At 63.7% G+C, this 16,448-nt stretch carries 8 protein-coding genes; all 8 read right to left on the bottom strand.

Features of this window, described 5'->3' with window-relative positions:
- Nucleotides 1-165: 165 nt before the first annotated feature.
- The 8 genes from R9B84_RS26975 to tssF all read right to left on the bottom strand — a co-directional run bounded on the left by R9B84_RS26975 (nucleotide 166) and on the right by tssF (nucleotide 16,447).
- A complete protein-coding gene (locus R9B84_RS26975; RefSeq protein WP_423759991.1) occupies nucleotides 166-1,656 on the bottom strand; it encodes an ISNCY family transposase in 1,491 nt (496 codons plus the stop codon).
- 253 nt (nucleotides 1,657-1,909) lie between these two features.
- Entirely contained in the window at nucleotides 1,910-6,532 is a 4,623-nt protein-coding gene (locus R9B84_RS26970; protein WP_423763050.1) for an RHS repeat-associated core domain-containing protein, read from the bottom strand.
- Complete coding sequence (locus R9B84_RS26965; protein WP_423763049.1) at nucleotides 6,529-7,827, bottom strand: hypothetical protein; 1,299 nt, start codon at nucleotides 7,825-7,827, stop codon at nucleotides 6,529-6,531. Before R9B84_RS26965 ends, R9B84_RS26970 begins: the two co-directional genes overlap by 4 nt.
- Before the next feature lie 17 nt (nucleotides 7,828-7,844).
- On the bottom strand, nucleotides 7,845-8,468 hold the full coding sequence (locus R9B84_RS26960) for a hypothetical protein (protein ID WP_423763048.1): 624 nt from the start codon (nucleotides 8,466-8,468) through the stop codon (nucleotides 7,845-7,847).
- A gap of 55 nt (nucleotides 8,469-8,523) precedes the next feature.
- A complete protein-coding gene (tssI, locus tag R9B84_RS26955; RefSeq protein WP_423763047.1) occupies nucleotides 8,524-10,797 on the bottom strand; it encodes a type VI secretion system tip protein TssI/VgrG in 2,274 nt (757 codons plus the stop codon).
- Complete coding sequence (tssH, locus tag R9B84_RS26950; protein WP_423763046.1) at nucleotides 10,794-13,445, bottom strand: type VI secretion system ATPase TssH; 2,652 nt, start codon at nucleotides 13,443-13,445, stop codon at nucleotides 10,794-10,796. The genes tssI and tssH overlap by 4 nt, the downstream gene beginning before the upstream one ends.
- Nucleotides 13,446-13,457: 12 nt before the next feature.
- A complete protein-coding gene (gene tssG / locus R9B84_RS26945; protein ID WP_423763045.1) occupies nucleotides 13,458-14,579 on the bottom strand; it encodes a type VI secretion system baseplate subunit TssG in 1,122 nt (373 codons plus the stop codon).
- Complete coding sequence (tssF, locus tag R9B84_RS26940) at nucleotides 14,576-16,447, bottom strand: type VI secretion system baseplate subunit TssF (protein ID WP_423763044.1); 1,872 nt, start codon at nucleotides 16,445-16,447, stop codon at nucleotides 14,576-14,578. The genes tssG and tssF overlap by 4 nt, the downstream gene beginning before the upstream one ends.
- Nucleotide 16,448: the final 1 nt, after the last annotated feature.

Raw genomic sequence — 16,448 nt, 5'->3', positions numbered from 1 at the left:
CAGCTTACGATGGGTCGAAAAGCGGACATTTGAACTTGGCTAGAAGCGGACATTACAACTTAGCCGCTACAACACATGTCAAAGCCATTCTCAAATGTCCGCGTCTCGGCTAAGTTGAAATGTCCGGGTTTACGGGCTTGAGGTTTGTTTCTCTTGGGTTACAGATCACGCAGTGTCGAAGAGCGGATCCTGAACGAGCAGGGTGCTTACGCTTGCGTCACTGCCCCTTGCAGACCGGCGGCCAGATTTGCGCGCGGGCTGTTGGACCTGTCTGCGTTCGGCAAGATCCACGATCACTTTCTCGACATCGGCCTGCGTGAACTCACGCTGCTTCTTTTTGTTCGGCTGAGTGGTGTTGCGGTTCGTCTTGGTCGAGTCGCCTCGATGCGTTCGAGACGGTGCCTTACCGATTCGGCTGTTATCGCGTTGCGCCTGAAGCGCTTGCGCGATCTGCAGCACATGACTCAGGCGCTTGTGTTCGACGATGGCACCTTGATCGATTTCGGCCAGCCGGTCGTACTGCCTGCAGGGCAACACGCGGCCCTCTGCTCGGAGTTCGATGCGCTCATCCGGGTACTCCCAAACCTCGATCGTTCGATCAATCAGTTGCCGATTCTCCGGTGTATCGTCCAGCAAATACATCACTCGGTCGTACTGCACCGTGAGCGACTTCGTCACTTTCCGCGGCTCGCGCCACGTCAGCACCAAGTCAAGATTCTCATCGGCGCGCAGCGGTCGGTGCGCATTGAACTCGCTCTTCGGTGGCTTCGCAAAACGTGCGTTGTAAGCGGCCATGAAGGAGGGCGCGTAAGCGTTGGCATCGGCCACCGTGTTGATCCCGCGCAGTCGCATCTCCTTGACCAAGCGATCCTGAAGCGTCAGATGTGCTCGCTCGACTCGCCCCTTGGCCGGACTGCTGTTTGCGCAAAACGCGTCGATGTTCAGCTCGTACATCGCGCGACCGAAGTGCGTCACCCGATTACCAGTCTTGCCTGGCGTTACGTTGCGGAACACACTGTACTTGTCGCTATAGAACGCCCCCGGCTTGCCGTGGCGCTCGATGTACGCCCGCGTCGCCTCGAAGTAGCTGAAGGTCGATTCGGTTCGCGTGAAATGCAGCATCATCAGCCGGCTCGTCGCGTCGTCCACATACACCAGCAGCGTGCAGGCCGGCGCCCGTTCCTCGAACCACCGATGATCGCTGCCGTCGATCTGGATCAGTTCACCCAGACATGCCCGGCGTGCACGCGGCTGGTAGACCTTCGGCGGCCGCTGCCGGCGCGGCACCCACAAGCCAGCCTCCGTCATCAGCTTCCTGACCGTTTCCTTGGCCAGCCGGATGTCGTGGCATTCCCAGAGCTTCTCGCAGGCCAGCGTCGGGCCGAAGTCCGCGTAGCGATCCCGAATGATCGACAGCGCCCGATCAGCCGTCATGCTATCCAATCGGTTGTTGCTGGGCTTCGCGCGCCGTTGCGACACGAGACCTTGCGGCCCGTGCTCACGCAATCGGCCGACCAGTCGCCGGATCTGCCGTGTCGTCAGTTCGAGTCGCTCGGCCGCGCGCCACGGCTGAAGCTTGCCGTCTGCGACGTCCTGGATGACCTTAAACCTGTCCAGCTCGTGCATCGTCATCGTGATCCGTTCCGTTGCAGCCATCGAAGCCTCCAGCGCTGGATTCCCAGCGGCCGATCAGCTTACGATGGGTCGAAAAGCGGACATTTGAACTTGGCTAGAAGCGGACATTACAACTTAGCCGCTACAACACAAACTATCGATAATTCACGTTATGTAAAATACGATTACGCCGAGTGTTCTTTCTCGACGAACTCGTTGTCCACGAGTTGCCGGACGCCATCCGTCCGCATTAGCACGAGATCGGCCTGCGCTGGTGAAGCGACTTCGAGGCGGGCTATCTCTGAAAACGCTGCAAATACTTCAACCTTTGTCCGTGGGCAGCGATGACTTCGGGCGGATCGGATATAACCTCCACGCCAATGGTCGCAGGACCGCAATGCAGGCAACGAGGCATCGGTGTGCCCGCGGGGATAACGCCATTCCCCCCCGGATTCGAATCTCTCATTCGGACGTTATACATCGCGAAATCACTAAAATCCGGATTCTCCCCCGCCTGGATCTGCGCGCTCAACGCATCGCCCAGCACGCGAACGTCGCCATGCTTCCCGGGCACGCCGTATTTTCTGGTGTGACTCGCACAAGGCTTGCCGCCTGGTGTCGTGCAATATTTCCGTATCAGATCGTTCCGATCAAGCAATTCCTGTAGCGCACGGTGGCTAGAGACAGGAAACATGTCTGCGGAAATTGTTTCGCGTTGGTTCTGCCCATAGAAAATCTCTAGCGTGGGTTTGAATACCACCACCGTCAGGCATGGCCCCATCGTCGATTTACCGGTCTTGAACGTGGTCCCATCCCTTCCATCGTAAAGCGTAATATTGCGCTCCCCTTCATTGGCTGCTTCGTGGGCAAGGTCAAATGCGTGATGTCCTGCGGCTACGGCGAGTTGCGCAGGATCTCGGATATCGGCGAGTTCGGACGGAAGATGGAGTTTGAGAGCCTTTGGCTTCAAAGCTGATTCTGTCTCGTCGTCAGGCTCCGGGACGCGGTCATCACGTGCGTCGTGCAACCCCAGGACATCGACCCTCACCACAGGATTGGCAACATACGCATAGAGATTGATGCCACCTGACTGCCCGACAGGATCCGATTGAAGGTAACGGCACAGCTCGGGGCTGTAGGAGCGGAACCGGTTGTAGTGCAGCCCCGTCACCGTGTCAAAGTAGTGTCCGGGAAACCGCAGGTTGTAGTCGACCAGGTTTCCCTCGGCCACCCGGATCGCCCCATACGGGTCGACGTCGGCAGCGATCCAGACCGTCGATCCCTCTCTGTCTTCGATCCATTGCGGCAGCCCCACCTGATTACAGCAGACCAGATACGTTTGCCCGTCAGCCGCGGAGGCATCGACAGATGGATAGTCGACAAAGAGGAACGGCACCAACGATGATTCGTTTGAGTAGACATAGAGCCGCAACCGTCCGTCGATCCTCACTTCTGCCGCAAGCCTGTCTCCATCCCAGTAGTAGTCGGTCCTATTCCCGCTATACGCCTGATAGATACGTCGACATAAACCGTCATACTCGGCAGTCCACGCTTCATGCCGATCACTCCAGTCAACTTTGACGAGAAGGTCCTTGCTGTTGTACTGGTAGATCGTGCGCACACCATCCGCACGCATGAATTCGGATAGATGGTTTCGTCGGTTATAGCTGAATGTGCCCAGACACGAACTCGCTAGACGGTTACCTTCAGCGTATCGCATCCATGCTGCCGCCGCCGTCGATGTCAGATTGCCGGCGCGGTCATACTCGAATTTCCTGATGGGCCATCCGTTGCGACTTTCTCCGATCAGTCGATGAGCCGCGTCGTACTCGTACTCTTCCGAGTCACCAGCGGTGCGCGTAGTCCGGCGTAGTTCTCCCGTTTCACTGTATTCGTACCGGGTGAAACGAAGCGGCGTTTCACGCGTGCGGCTCCATGAGATCTGTCCGACGCATCGTTTCGCACGATCGAAGCCACTCAATATGGCCGTGCCATTGGCCGCGTCGATCAGCACCCTTCCGTCCCCGCTGCGCTGCAACTGATGGCAGCCCCCTTCGGGTGTATGAATTCGCGTCGCGGAATGATCCACGACTTCGTAATGCACCGTGAAGCGTCCAAAGTATGTCGTGCTCGCAAGGCGCCCGACGGAATACACATGTTCTACTCCCAGACCGTTCCGTTTGTCCGCGGTGCGGCGATCCGCATGATCATATGCCAGCGTGACATCGTGCCCGTCGGTCGATGCCTTGATCGTATTCCCTCTTGCGTCGTAGTCGTAGACGTGGATCTCGCCACTGGCAAGTCTTCGTCTACGGTATCGACCATTGGTTCCAGCATCGAAACTCAACAGCAGGTTGCCTCCTCCATCACGTTTTTCGACCAACAGGTTAGCGGCATCGTACGCATACGTTTCTCGCACCACGCCGTTTCGCCTGACGCCTGTGATCCGCCCCTTGTGGTCGTACGTGTATGAACTCTCGTTGCCGTTCGCGTCGACGATTGCGTCGATCTGCTGCCTCGACGTTTGACGGAAGCGAATTGTATTGCCCAACGGATCGGTTTCGGCCACACGCAGGTTCCATGACGCAATGTCGTAGCGATAGATGTGCCCGTCGCTATCACATCGCTCGATCACATTACCATTCGCGTCACACCGGAAACGTTCCGTGCATCCGCATTCATCGGTACGCTCGATGACGCGTCCCGCCGCATCGCGCTGTTCGATCGCGTCTCCGCTCAGTGAAGGCGGAAGCGAAAAAATCACGTCTGAAAGTTGTTCTATTGAAGGGGGAACGAGCACCCTGGGGGCTAGTTCGGACAACACAATCTCGCCCCACTGTAACCCCAGGTGGGTGTCAGGCAAAGCACGAGGAATGCGATCAGGCACAACCGACGCTTCGTCTTTCGGTGGCCAGCACTTCCCCCATCGGTCTACACGGTGCGAGTTGCGCCCGCGGGCGTCGTATATCCACCGTGTGACACGTCCGCCCGAATCGACTTCGCTTACGATGCGACCGTCCGCGCCGAGCAGGTACTCGACCACGCCGCCATATGGGTCGATGACGCGTGTGATTGTGCCGGCTTCGTTGTAGAGAACTGTCCATCTGCCACCGTCGCTTTCGGTGATGAATGTGCGCCCCGGATGATACTGGAGCCGCACGCGCAACAAGCCGTCCTGTCCCTCGCTTTTCGTGCAGCGCCCATGAACGTCGTAGCGATAGAAGAACGCGTATCCGTTCGCGTCTGTAAGGCGGACAACTCGGCGCTGCATATCATATTCGCAAGCCGACACGGCATCGAGCGCATTGCGATAGCTGGCCAGACAGCCTTTCACATCGTATCCGTACCGGGCAATTCGGTTGACTTGGCCGTCGACGTCCGTGAGTACGACTTCGGTGATCCGACCGCGAGGTTCATACACAAATGCGACGACGCGCCGGATACTGTCGCTTGTGTCCGCTTGCGTAATTTTGCTGATGCCCCCATGGGTGGTCCACTGCAAGACGCTACGTGCCCCATCTCGGACATGAACCTTGCAGCGGGCGGACCGAGCCTTTGCCGAGGCACGCTCGAACTCCAGTTCACCCTCCACATCATGTCGGACGACAAAGCGCTGGCCATCAAGCTGCTCCATCTCGTAGCCCCGACAACAGCCACCATATGTGCCGTCCGCCCTTCTGCCGAACGTGTATTCCGTACCGCGAGGATCGATATACACGGCGCGCGTCCTCAACAGCAGCAACTCATGCTGCCATGCATGCCGGAATCCGTATCCCAGTACGCCGTCCCGTTCGTGCCAGCCGCTGCTGTAGTGACGCCCCCATTTGAACGGCACCACCTCGTCGGTCTCATAGTCTGTGAAATCGTTCTCGACCGCTCCGGTGACCGCGCTAACCGGCTCGCCAAACATCTCACAGGCCAGTTTCTGCGCCCACTTCGGCAACTTCGGCCGTACCTTCTTCCCGATCCCGTGCTTCGCCCCGTGCCACATCATTTGCGAGTCCGGTAGCGGAAACCCGCCGATCAGCACCGTCGGATCGCCCATGAGCAGCGTGCCCATACTCGGCTCGATACCGGGATCCTTGCCCATCAGATTGCTGAGCATCATGAATGCGAGATCGGCCGCAGTCTGCGCAGCAGTCATCGCGGCCGCCAAGGCTTCGTGATGTTTGACGTCACTGGCAGCGGTTGCCATCCCTGACGCCGGCCCAATCGCCGCGTTGCCAACCGACCATGCCTTCCCTGCCCCTCCCAACAACTTCGCTCGTCCGCTTACCTGAGCCGCCTCGCTCGCCACTTCCTCGCTTTTCTCGGCCGCACTCGCTGCTTCACCGCCCGATTTCCCGACATGACCCATCGGATTGCAATGCCGCGTGATGTCGATTCCCATGCGCGCCGCGCGCATTCCGCCGATGAACGTATTGCTCGAGCCCGTCTGGATATCGAAGTAAGGTGTCAGCCCGCCACAAGTAGGCGCGAAGCCGATGTCCAGCACCCGGGCGGCCGGGATACCGCCGATCAACACGCTCAGGCAACCGGCGCCAATCGTCATGCCGGAACTCGGCAAAGGGAAACCGTTACTGGGCGGATGACCATGCGCATGCGGTGTGCCGAGATGAGGAACGCCGATGGTAGCTGCCGGCATCCCCGGCACCTTGTCGAGCAGCGGAATCTCCGAGATACCGGTGTTGAGCAACTGCGACGGCATGCCTTGCAATGACGCAAGCGAATTCACCGCTTCGCTGACATGGTGGAGCGCGCTCCCCTTCGACGAGAACGTTTCCTTGAACGGATCGATCGTCGACTTGACCGTACCGAGCAGCGCATCGCACGCGGTGTCCGCTTTGACTTGCGATTGCGTCGTGTGACGCTCGGACGAATCGGATGCACGTGTAAAACGGGGCTCGGACTCACTCATTGCCGTGCCTGTTCGTATCCGGCCATCGGATCATGCGTAGCGGCTGTCGCGACTCCCCGCAAGCGCGCCATATAAAGCGGATCCTTTTCCAGCTCATACGCCCTCGCCTCGGTTTTCAGGCCGGCATTGCCATAAAGCGACACGAGCCGATCCAGAATGCTGATGCGTTGTCGTTCGCAGCCGAATTGCTCGCACAGCCCCTTCGCTGCAATCCAGCTTTTCGCGGCTTCCGCCGCCTGGCCACATGCCAGCAACGCGATGCCACCCTTCTCCATCGCCTCGATCTTCGTATGCACGAGCATCAGCCTTCCGGCGGCACCGCTCGCCAGATCGAAATAAGTCGCCGCCTTTGCATGTTCACCGAGCGTGTTGCAGCAGCTGCCCGTCGCCATCAGCGCATTGACCACGACCAGCAGATTCCGGCCATCGAGCGCCGCCGGCAGCGCGCGCACGTACCAGTCCTTCGCATCGCGCGGCGATCCGTGGCGCAATGCCACGTCGCCCAGGCCGTGCAACGCGATCGCGCAACCCGTCGGATCCTTCCGCTCCGCATGAAACGCAAAGAGCGCGTAGTACTTGCGCTGCGCATCGGGCAGCCTGCCGTGTGCAAGGTCGATTCCGGCGATCTGCATCAAGGCCCCCATGCGTTGCTCGATCGGATGCGCCGCATCGTTTGCGATGTCGACCAGATTTCGGGTCGCCTTTTCCGACGAGAAATCGACGGGAAGAATCAACACATGTTCTGCTTTTTTCTCGCGAGCGAGCGGAATCAGGCAAGGTTGCTTCCGGTCGTCGCGGATGCAGAACCGATGCCCTTCCATCCAGTCTTCAAAGCCGTTCAGTGCCAGACATTGCAGAACGATCTTTGCGAAGCCGCCGAAGTCGCCCATCGGCGAAGGCAACCATGCCCAAACGACTTTCACACCTTCCGGCACCAGCGTGTGCACATGAGCGATAGCGTCACGCAATCGCTGCGCAGGCGAGCGCCTCTGATCGGTACAAGTCAGAGGCAACGGCAACCAGCCTTCTTCACCGCGCTCGACGCGTGCATTGCTTTCGTCGTCGATCTGACGAGCAAGCACCTCCATGCATGTCTGCAGATACGCGTCGACCGAGTCGCACGGAAACGGAAAGATCAGGAAAATCGCGTCGCCGACACGCTCGTCGAGCGATTGCATCATCTTCAGCACGGGCACGATGTCGTTGTCGGTTGCTTCGAGTAGCAACGTGGGATCGTCAGGCTGATCGATGAACGCCTCAAGCGACGATTCGATGGCGGCGAATTCGCGGTGCATGTCGTCGGGCCGCCGTTTCAGTTCAAGCGAACGTATCGGCTGCGCACCACGGTGTCCGCTTCGGTCCGGATGTCTACGCCGCCTCGGCCACCTTCCAGTTCGAGTGTCTGCGCACTCAGTCTCAGCTTGCCGGCGACTTCGATGTTCACGTTCCGGTTCAGCAACGTCACGACCGGTCCGTCCGGCGATGCGCGCACCTGCAACAGCGGAGTGCCCGCCGCATCAGCTATCTGCACGCATTTGTCGGCTTCGAGCGAAAGCGCCAACACAGGTTCGACAACCGGCTCGACCGGCTCGCCATTTCCCTTCCGCTTCAGCATTCCGGCGATCAGAGGTTCGGGCCAGTTCACAGGCGATTGCAGCAGCACACGATCCCCGATACCGGGTTTCACGCCGTCCACGCATTCGAGCCAGCGTTCGCACGAAGTCTCATCCTGGGACGACCACTTCACGCGAATCAGCCCCATCGCGTCGGGATGATGCGTATCGGTCACCTCGCCGATCATCGTCGACGATTCGCGGTGTTTGGCAGGCGGCGTGCGATCCGGCGTCGCGTCGTTGGCGAACAGCCGACGCAACGCCTCGACCGTTTCCGCTTCGAGCGCGTCGTCGATCATCATCTGATCCGATTCGTTTTCCATCGAATGTCTCCCATGCTTCGAATTCAATCGAGCAACCGGCAGGCACCGGCCGCAATCAATTGATGTGAGCGATCGTCCCCTGGATCGTCACGCCTGAGCCGTCGAGCGTGATCGAGCCTCCACCGGTTGCCAGAACAATCTTTGTCGCGTTGACATTGACGTTGCAGCTGTCCTGACCGTTATCGATATTTACCGTCGGCGCCTGAAGATTGGCCGTCGACTTGCCGGAAAGATTGAGATCGTTCTCGCCATAAATCTTCACGCCTTGTGCATAGCCAGCAACGCTTACGCCCTTGCCGTATCCGACGATGGCCACCCCACCACCCTGGCCATTGATCCCGACGCCGGTATCGCCAGCGGTTCCGCCGATGGAAACGCCGACGTTGTCCTTATTGATCGACACGCCACTTTTTCCTGCACCCATGTCGATGTAGTTTCCAGCGACCAATGAAGCGACTTTGTTAACGTCCACGGAATGGTTTCCGGTATTGACCTTTGTCATATACGACCCTGTGCCGACGACATGCGTGCTGTCTCCCTCGACGAAGACGTCATGGGTACCGGTAACGACCGCCAGGTTGTGATTCCCCTTTGTCACCGTATGCGAGCTGTTGCCGTCAACCGTCACGCTGCGATTCCTCCCCACCCCATGCGTCTCATCCACTCCGATCTGCGCAACCCGATTCTTCCCGACATTCACCGTCTCGTTCTGCCCCACACTCCGTTGCCGGTTGTTCTTCACCTGCATCGTCTCGTCGTTCCCGACCGTATGCGTATGGTTGTTCCCCACCGACAGTGTGTGATCGGCCTCCGTCTCCGCATCGAAATTGCGTTCCGCGTGCATCCACAGCTGCTCGGCGCCCTTCTTGTCCTCGAACCGGAATGCATTCGCATGCTCGGTGGTCCCGCCCGGCGACGACCGCGACAGCAAGCCGCTCTGCGTCGCACTCCCCGGGAGCCCCCAAGGCGGCATCTTCTCGCCGTTATAAACTCGCCCGGTCACGATCGGCTCATCCGGATCGCCGTTGAGAAAATCGACCACGACCTCGTCGCCCACACGCGGAATCTGCACGCCCCCGAACCCACCCCCGGCCCAGGGACTCGACACCCGCACCCAGCACGACGAATCCTGGTTGCTCTGCCCGTACCGATCCCAGCGAAACTGCAGCTTCACGCGCCCGTACTGATCGGTCCAGATTTCCTCACCCGGCGGCCCGACCACAGTGGCCGTCTGCGGCCCGTTCGTACGCGGCCGCGGTGTTTCGCGCGGTGACCGGTAAGGCAGGCTCGACGGCTGCACGAGCATCATCGTCTGGTGCACGACGGCCTCTGCGCCTTGATCGCTCGCATACGCGTTCTCCTGGAATCGGTACTGGCACAGCACGATCAGGTACTCGCGGTTCTGGTCGGCACGCGGGCAATGCGCGAGCGTGAACAGATAACCGGGCGCGGCGCCGCGCACGTCCGTATCGGCGCTCGCGCGCTCATGCTCGGCCTGCTGTTCCTCGAGCCGCACGCGGCTGTAGTGGGCGCCGGGCGCGTCGTCGCGATAGCCGCCCGGCCATTCGAACGACGCGAAGCCGTCGTGATCGTGGCCGCGCGGGTCGACCTTCTGCGACGAAAGATCGGCGCGCGGCTTCGTGTAGTCGTAGTCGGTGGTCTGGTGCTTGCCGACGCTCACTTCCTGCGCGGGCAGCCAGCCGTCGATATGCTCCTCGTCGGCGATCGCGGTGCGGTCACGCGCGATGTACGGAATCGTCTCGTAGCCGGGCAGCGCGGTATGCGACGACATTGCGTCGCTGAGCATCAGCGTATGCGTGTCCTCCGCATGCCGGAACCAGTAATAGATGCCCTCGAACTCCATCAACCGCGACACGAACGCGGCATCGGTCTCGTTGTATTGCACGCAGTACTCGCGCGGCACATACGATTCGGCGAGGTGGTTCTCGATCGGAAAACCGTACGTCGACAGCACCTCCTGCACGATCTCGGGCACGGTCTTGTTCTGGAAGATCCGGCAATCGGAGCGGCGCGTCGCGAGCCACAGCCACGGGCGCACGACCAGCTCGTAGCCGTAGTACCGCTCGGCACGCCGGCCGGCAAGCGATGCTCGCGCAACGATCCCGTTCAGGTAGCGCGTCGACTGGTCCTGCTGTTCGATCCGGACGGTCACGGGCTTGCCGAGCATGTCCTTCAGCGACAGGCTGTGGCTGTCCGCGAGCGCCTCGATCCGGAATTCGAACAACCGGCCGAGTTCGTCGCTGCCGTCGAGCGTGTGGAATTTCAGGTCGTCGCCGTGCGGGCTGTCGAGGGTGAATACGCGATTCACGTCGTTGCCTCCTCGTCGAACCGGTAAGCGAATTCGCCGTCGGCCGCGCTCACCTCGATCGACGACAGCGTGCGACCTCCGAGCGTGGCCTGCAGGATCGCGCGGCTGATGCGCGGCATCACGGTATGCGTGAGGATCGCGTCGACCATCCGGCCGCCTGATTCGATCGTCCGGCAGCGCTCGACGATCAGCGCGGTCGCCGCGTCGGTGCAGCGCAGCCGGATGCCGTGATGCGCGTCGATCCGCTTCTCGATCCGTCGCAACTGCAACGCGACGATCCGCGCGAGCGTCGCATCGGTGAGCGGGTAATACGGCACGACGGTCAGCCGACCGAGCAGCGCGGCCGGGAACACGTCCAGCAGCGGCGCGCGCAGCGCATCGGCGAGCGTCTGCACGTCGGGCAGGCGCTCGGGGTCGCGGCATAGCTCCATCACACGATCGGCGCCGACGTTCGACGTCAGCAATATCACGGTATGGCGGAAATCGATGTCGCGCCCTTCGCCGTCCTCCATCCAGCCCTTGTCGAACACCTGGAAGAAAATCTCGTGCACGTCGCGGTGCGCCTTCTCGATCTCGTCGAGCAGCACGACGCTGTACGGCCGGCGGCGCACGGCCTCGGTGAGTACCCCGCCCTGCCCGTAGCCGACATAACCGGGCGGCGCGCCCTTCAGCGTCGATACGGTATGCGCTTCCTGGAACTCGCTCATGTTGATCGTGATCGCGTTGTGCTCGCCGCCGTACAGCGTGTCGGCCAGCGCGAGCGCGGTCTCGGTCTTGCCGACGCCGGACGGCCCGCACAGCAGGAACACGCCGTGCGGTTTCGTCGGATCGTCGAGCTTCGCGCGCGCGGTCTGGATCCGCTGGGCGATCAGTTCGACCGCGTGCCGCTGGCCGACGACGCGTTCGCCGAGCGTATCGGCGAGCTTCAGCACGGCTTGCGTCTCGTCGCGCACCATCCGGCCAAGCGGAATGCCGGTCCAGTCGGCGACGACGGCCGCCACTGCGTGCGTGTCGACCGCGGGCAGCACGAGCGGCGCATCGCCCTGCAGGTCGGTCAGTGCCTGCTGGGCGGTCGCGAGGTGCGCCTGGATATCGGCGCGCGTGGCGGCGTCGAGTTCGCGCGACGGATCGTCGTCGAGCAACGCGGCGCGCGATTCGACGATCGCCACCAATGCATTGCGTTCGGTTTGCCAGCGCACGTCGAACTGGTCGAGCGCGGCCTGCGCGGCGGCAATGTCGGACTCGATCGCGTCCCGCCGCGCGACTTCGCCGGTGCCGAGCGCGCACTCGCGACCGATCCGCTCCTGCTCGACGCGCAGGCTGTCGATGCGGCGGCGCGCGTCCTCGATCGGCGCAGGCACCGCGTGCTGGCTGACGGCGACGCGCGCGCAGGCCGTATCGAGCAGGCTGATCGCCTTGTCCGGCAACTGCCGGGCGGGAATATACCGGTGCGACAGCGTGACGGCGGCCTGCAGCGCGTCGTCGAGCACGAGCACGCGGTGATGGGCCTCGAGCTTCGCGGCGAGGCCGCGCAGCATCGTCAGCGCAGCCGCTTCTTCCGGCTCGTGCACGTGGACGAGCTGGAAGCGCCGCGTCAGCGCGGGATCCTTCTCGATGTACTGCTTGTACTCGGACCACGTGGTCGCGCCGATCGTGCGCAGCAGGCCGCGCGCGAGTGCGGGCTTCAGCAGGTTCGCGGCGTCGCCGGTGCCGGCCGCCCCGCCCGCGCCGACGAGCGTATGCACTTCGTCGATGAACAGGATCGCCGGCCGCTCGGACGACATCGCCTCGTCGATCACGCCGCGCAGCCGGCTCTCGAATTCGCCCTTCACGCTCGCGCCGGCCTGCAGCAGCCCGATATCGAGCAGGTACAGCGCAACGTCGCGCAGCGACGGCGGCACGTCGCCGGCGGCGATCCGCAACGCGAAGCCCTCGGCGACGGCCGTCTTGCCGACGCCGGCCTCGCCGACCAGCAGCGGGTTGTTCTGGCGGCGCCGCAGCAGGATGTCGACGATCTGGCGGATCTCGGCGTCGCGCCCGACGACGGGATCGATCTCGCCGGCCCGCGCGCGGGCGGTCAGGTCGACGGCGAAGCGCGCGAGCGCCGAGCCTTCGGCGGGCGCGGCGCGCGAAGCGTCGCCACCCTTCGAAGCCTGCGCGGCCGGTTGCGCCTCCGGCGAGCCGTCGACGATCGATTCGAGTTCATCGGCGAGCACGTCGGGCACGATGCGCTCGAATTCGCGCGTGATCGCAATCAGCACATTGCGCAACTGCGGCGTCTTCAGGATCGCGAGCAGCAGCATCGCGCCGCGAATGCATGTCGCGTCGTACTTCAACGTCGCATAGACCCACGCGCGTTCGACCGCGTCGTCGATGTGCACGGACAGGTCCGACACCGAGCCCGCGCCGCGCGGCAGCCGGTCGAGCGCGGCGACCAGCGCGCGGTCGATCGCGGCCTCGTCGATGTCGAAGCGGCGCAGCACGCGCTGCAGGTCGCCGTCGGGCCGCTGCAGGATCTGCTTGAACCAGTGCGCGAGCTCGACATACGGATTGCCGCGCAGCCGGCAGAACCCGGTCGCCTGCTCGAGCGTCTCGTAGAGGAACGGATTCAGTTTTCCGAACAGGTTGATGCGGCCGATATCGGACATGACGGTTCCCGTTTAGGCGGTTTCGCGATGAGGGTTGGCGCCTGCGCGCAGCGTGCCGCCACGGCGCACGTCGTAGCGGACGACGAGGTCGCGCGCGGGGCCCGGTTCGAGCCGCTGCCCGAGCCACGCGGTGCGGCCGATCCCCTGCGGCGCGCCGAGCGCGATCGCCGGCACGGCATTGGCCGCCAGTTCGAGCTGCACGTCCCAGTCGAACTCGATGCCGACGTATTCGCGCACCCATAACGCGAGCTGCCGCGCATGCGGGCCGCCCGGCAGGAAGCCTCGGTACGCGTCGAGCGACAGCGGGCCGAGCACGATCCGGAAACGCGACTGAGCGTCGCGCACCGCGACGCCGAGCGCAACGGCGCCGACGCGCAACGTCGGCCGCGTCGCGCGGATCGTGCAGCGCTGCGAGCGTTCGATTGCGACCCATTGCGGCACGTGCTCGACGATGCGCGCGTCGACGCCGAAATGTTGGCGCAGGATCTGCACGAGCCCTTCCGGGTTGCGTGTGTGCCGCACGAGATGACCCGCATGGAAATAGCGTGCATGCGGCGCGAGCGTGTCGGCGGTTGCCGTGGCTAACGCACCGGCTTGCGCAACCGGCCGGTCGCCGTGCGCCGCACGCCCGATCAGGCTTGCGATATAGCCGTCGAACCGTGCGCGCCCGGGGCGATCGAGGCTCACCGTCGGCTGCGCGTCGGCCCACGCACGGTAGAACAGCAGGATCAGCCGGTGATGGAACAGGTCCGCAAACGCGGCAAACGTCGGGTCGTCGTGCTGCGCCGCGCGCTCGTGCGCGTATTCGGTCAGGTGCGTCGGCAGCGGCCCGTTCGGCCCGAACAACCCGAAACCGTGGATCGCGATGCGTGGTGGCGCGGTGCCGTTCTCGTGCACGCCGGCCAGCATCGACGCCGCGAATGCGAGCGTCGGCTGCTGCCCGAGCCGCACGGGCTCGTCGCGCGGCCGCGCGGCATGGCCGAGCGGCGCGCGGCCGGGCGACAACGCGTCGAGCCAGCGCAGCGCCTGGAACAGGTCGTAGCCGTGCGGTGCGGCCCGCAGCCGTGCCCACCACGCATCGCGGCGCGCGGCTTCATCGGCCGGTCGAGTGCCGGGTGACGTGTCGCGTTTCATATCGCAGGTCGCCTGCCGATGCGCGCGGGCCAGTGCGCGAGCGTGCCGCGCTGCACGCTGGTCAGCACGCATTCGGCGAACGCGTTGATCGACACGTGACGCGCGAAGAACTGTTCGAGCACCGCGCCGAGCAGGAACGGGCTGTCGCCGGAGAACGCATGATCGTCGACGGTCACGTCGACCTGCACGCCGCGCCCGAACATCAGCGGCCCGGACGCCGGCAGCCGGCGGAACACCGGCGAGAACGCGACGCGTTGCACGCCGTCGATCTGCCGGCGCATCGCGGCATCGGCCGGGTCGGCATGCAGGCCGAGCAGCTCGCGCAGCGCATGCGCGCCTTCGTCGTCGTCGAGATCGGTCAGCGTGTGGCGTGCGAGCCCGAGATGGCGGATCAATCGCCACGCGGTTTGCGCGTCGGCGATCGGCGGGCGCGGCCGCGACGGGCCGCGGATCGCGACGATGCGCTCGATCGGGGCCGACACGCGCAGCGTGAACGTGTTCGCGTCGCCGGGCGGCTGCAACAGCACGAGATCGCGGTTCGTGCACAGCGTATCGGCGGACAGGTAGCGCATCGATTCGTCGTACGGCGCGCACTGGCTGTCGACGAGCGACACGTAGGTCTCGCTGCCGACGTAACCGGTGCGCGTGCCGTTCGCGCGCGCCGGCGCGGACACGAGCCGCGGCTCGCGCCGCACCGTGTAGTACGCGCCGTGGTTGCCGTCATCGCGGGCGAACGATGCGTGAAACGGCCGGAATTCGCGCGACTGGCCGTCGTCGCGCTGCTCGCTCGCGAGCCGCTGCACCGCATAGACCTCGTAGTCGAGCGGCCGGCTGCGGTCGACCACGACATGATGCTCGCGCGCGCCCGGCTGCAGCGGAATGCGGTCGGCGCGGCGCGCGAACAGGTTCACGGCCGGCGTGCAGTTCAGCGCGAGATGGCGCGCGTCGACGGCCGCTTCGAGCGCCGCGTCGTGGCGATCGAACAGCACGGTCAGCTCGCATTCGTCGCCGGTCGCGCGCGCGAGCGCGGCGCGCAGCCCGCCGATGCTGAAGAACAGGAAGCGCGCCGGAAACGCGAAATACTCGCGCAGCAGCCGGTAGCCGTGGAAGCTGCGGCCGTCGTCGGGCAGGATCGCCTGCGCCGGATCGAAACCCTCGTGGACGATCGCGTCGGCGTCGAGCGTATGCAGCCAGCGCGGCGGCTGCGCCGGGTCGTGGCACACGACGCCGAGCGCATGCGCGGCAATCAGTTCGAGCAGATGCAGCGCATCGCGCTCGGGGCCCGCGAGATGGAACGTCAGCCGGTCGAGCGGCAACTGCGCGAGTTTGGCGCCGCCGCGTGCCTTCAGCCGGATGCGCAGCGCGCCGCGCACGTCCTGCCGCGCGGCGACGGCGCCGCGCGGCAGCCACGACGGCGCACCGGTGACGGTCGCGTCGGTGAGTTCGAGCGGCCACAGCGTCAGATCGTGCGCGGTGCGGAATTCGCACGCGGTCTGCTCGGACGCGGCCGGCCGCGCGCGCAGCGCGGTGCCGGCCTGCAGCCGCCAGCCCTGCGCAAGGCTGCCCTCGTTCATCATCGGCGCGAACCGGACGATCGCCATCGACGGCAGTGGCGCGATATAGCCGGGGTACACGGCGTCGAGCAGCGCCTGCGTGAAGCGCGGGAATTCGGCGTCCATCTTCAGCTGCACGCGCGCGGTGAGGAAGCTGAAGCCTTCGAGCAGCCGTTCGACGTACGGGTCGGGCGGCCCCGATTCGTGCAGCCGCAGCCGCGCGGCGACCTTCGGGAACTGCTGCGCGAATTCGCCGCCGAGCTCACGCAGGTACGCGAGTTCGCGGTTGTAGTAGTCGAGCAGGCGCGTATCCATC

The sequence above is a fragment of the Burkholderia sp. NLJ2 genome (assembly GCF_049487195.1).
GTDB classification, from domain to species: Bacteria; Pseudomonadota; Gammaproteobacteria; order Burkholderiales; family Burkholderiaceae; genus Burkholderia; species Burkholderia pyrrocinia.
Note: the sequence above shows the minus strand (reverse complement) of the source record. Positions and strands in the feature narration are given on the sequence as shown.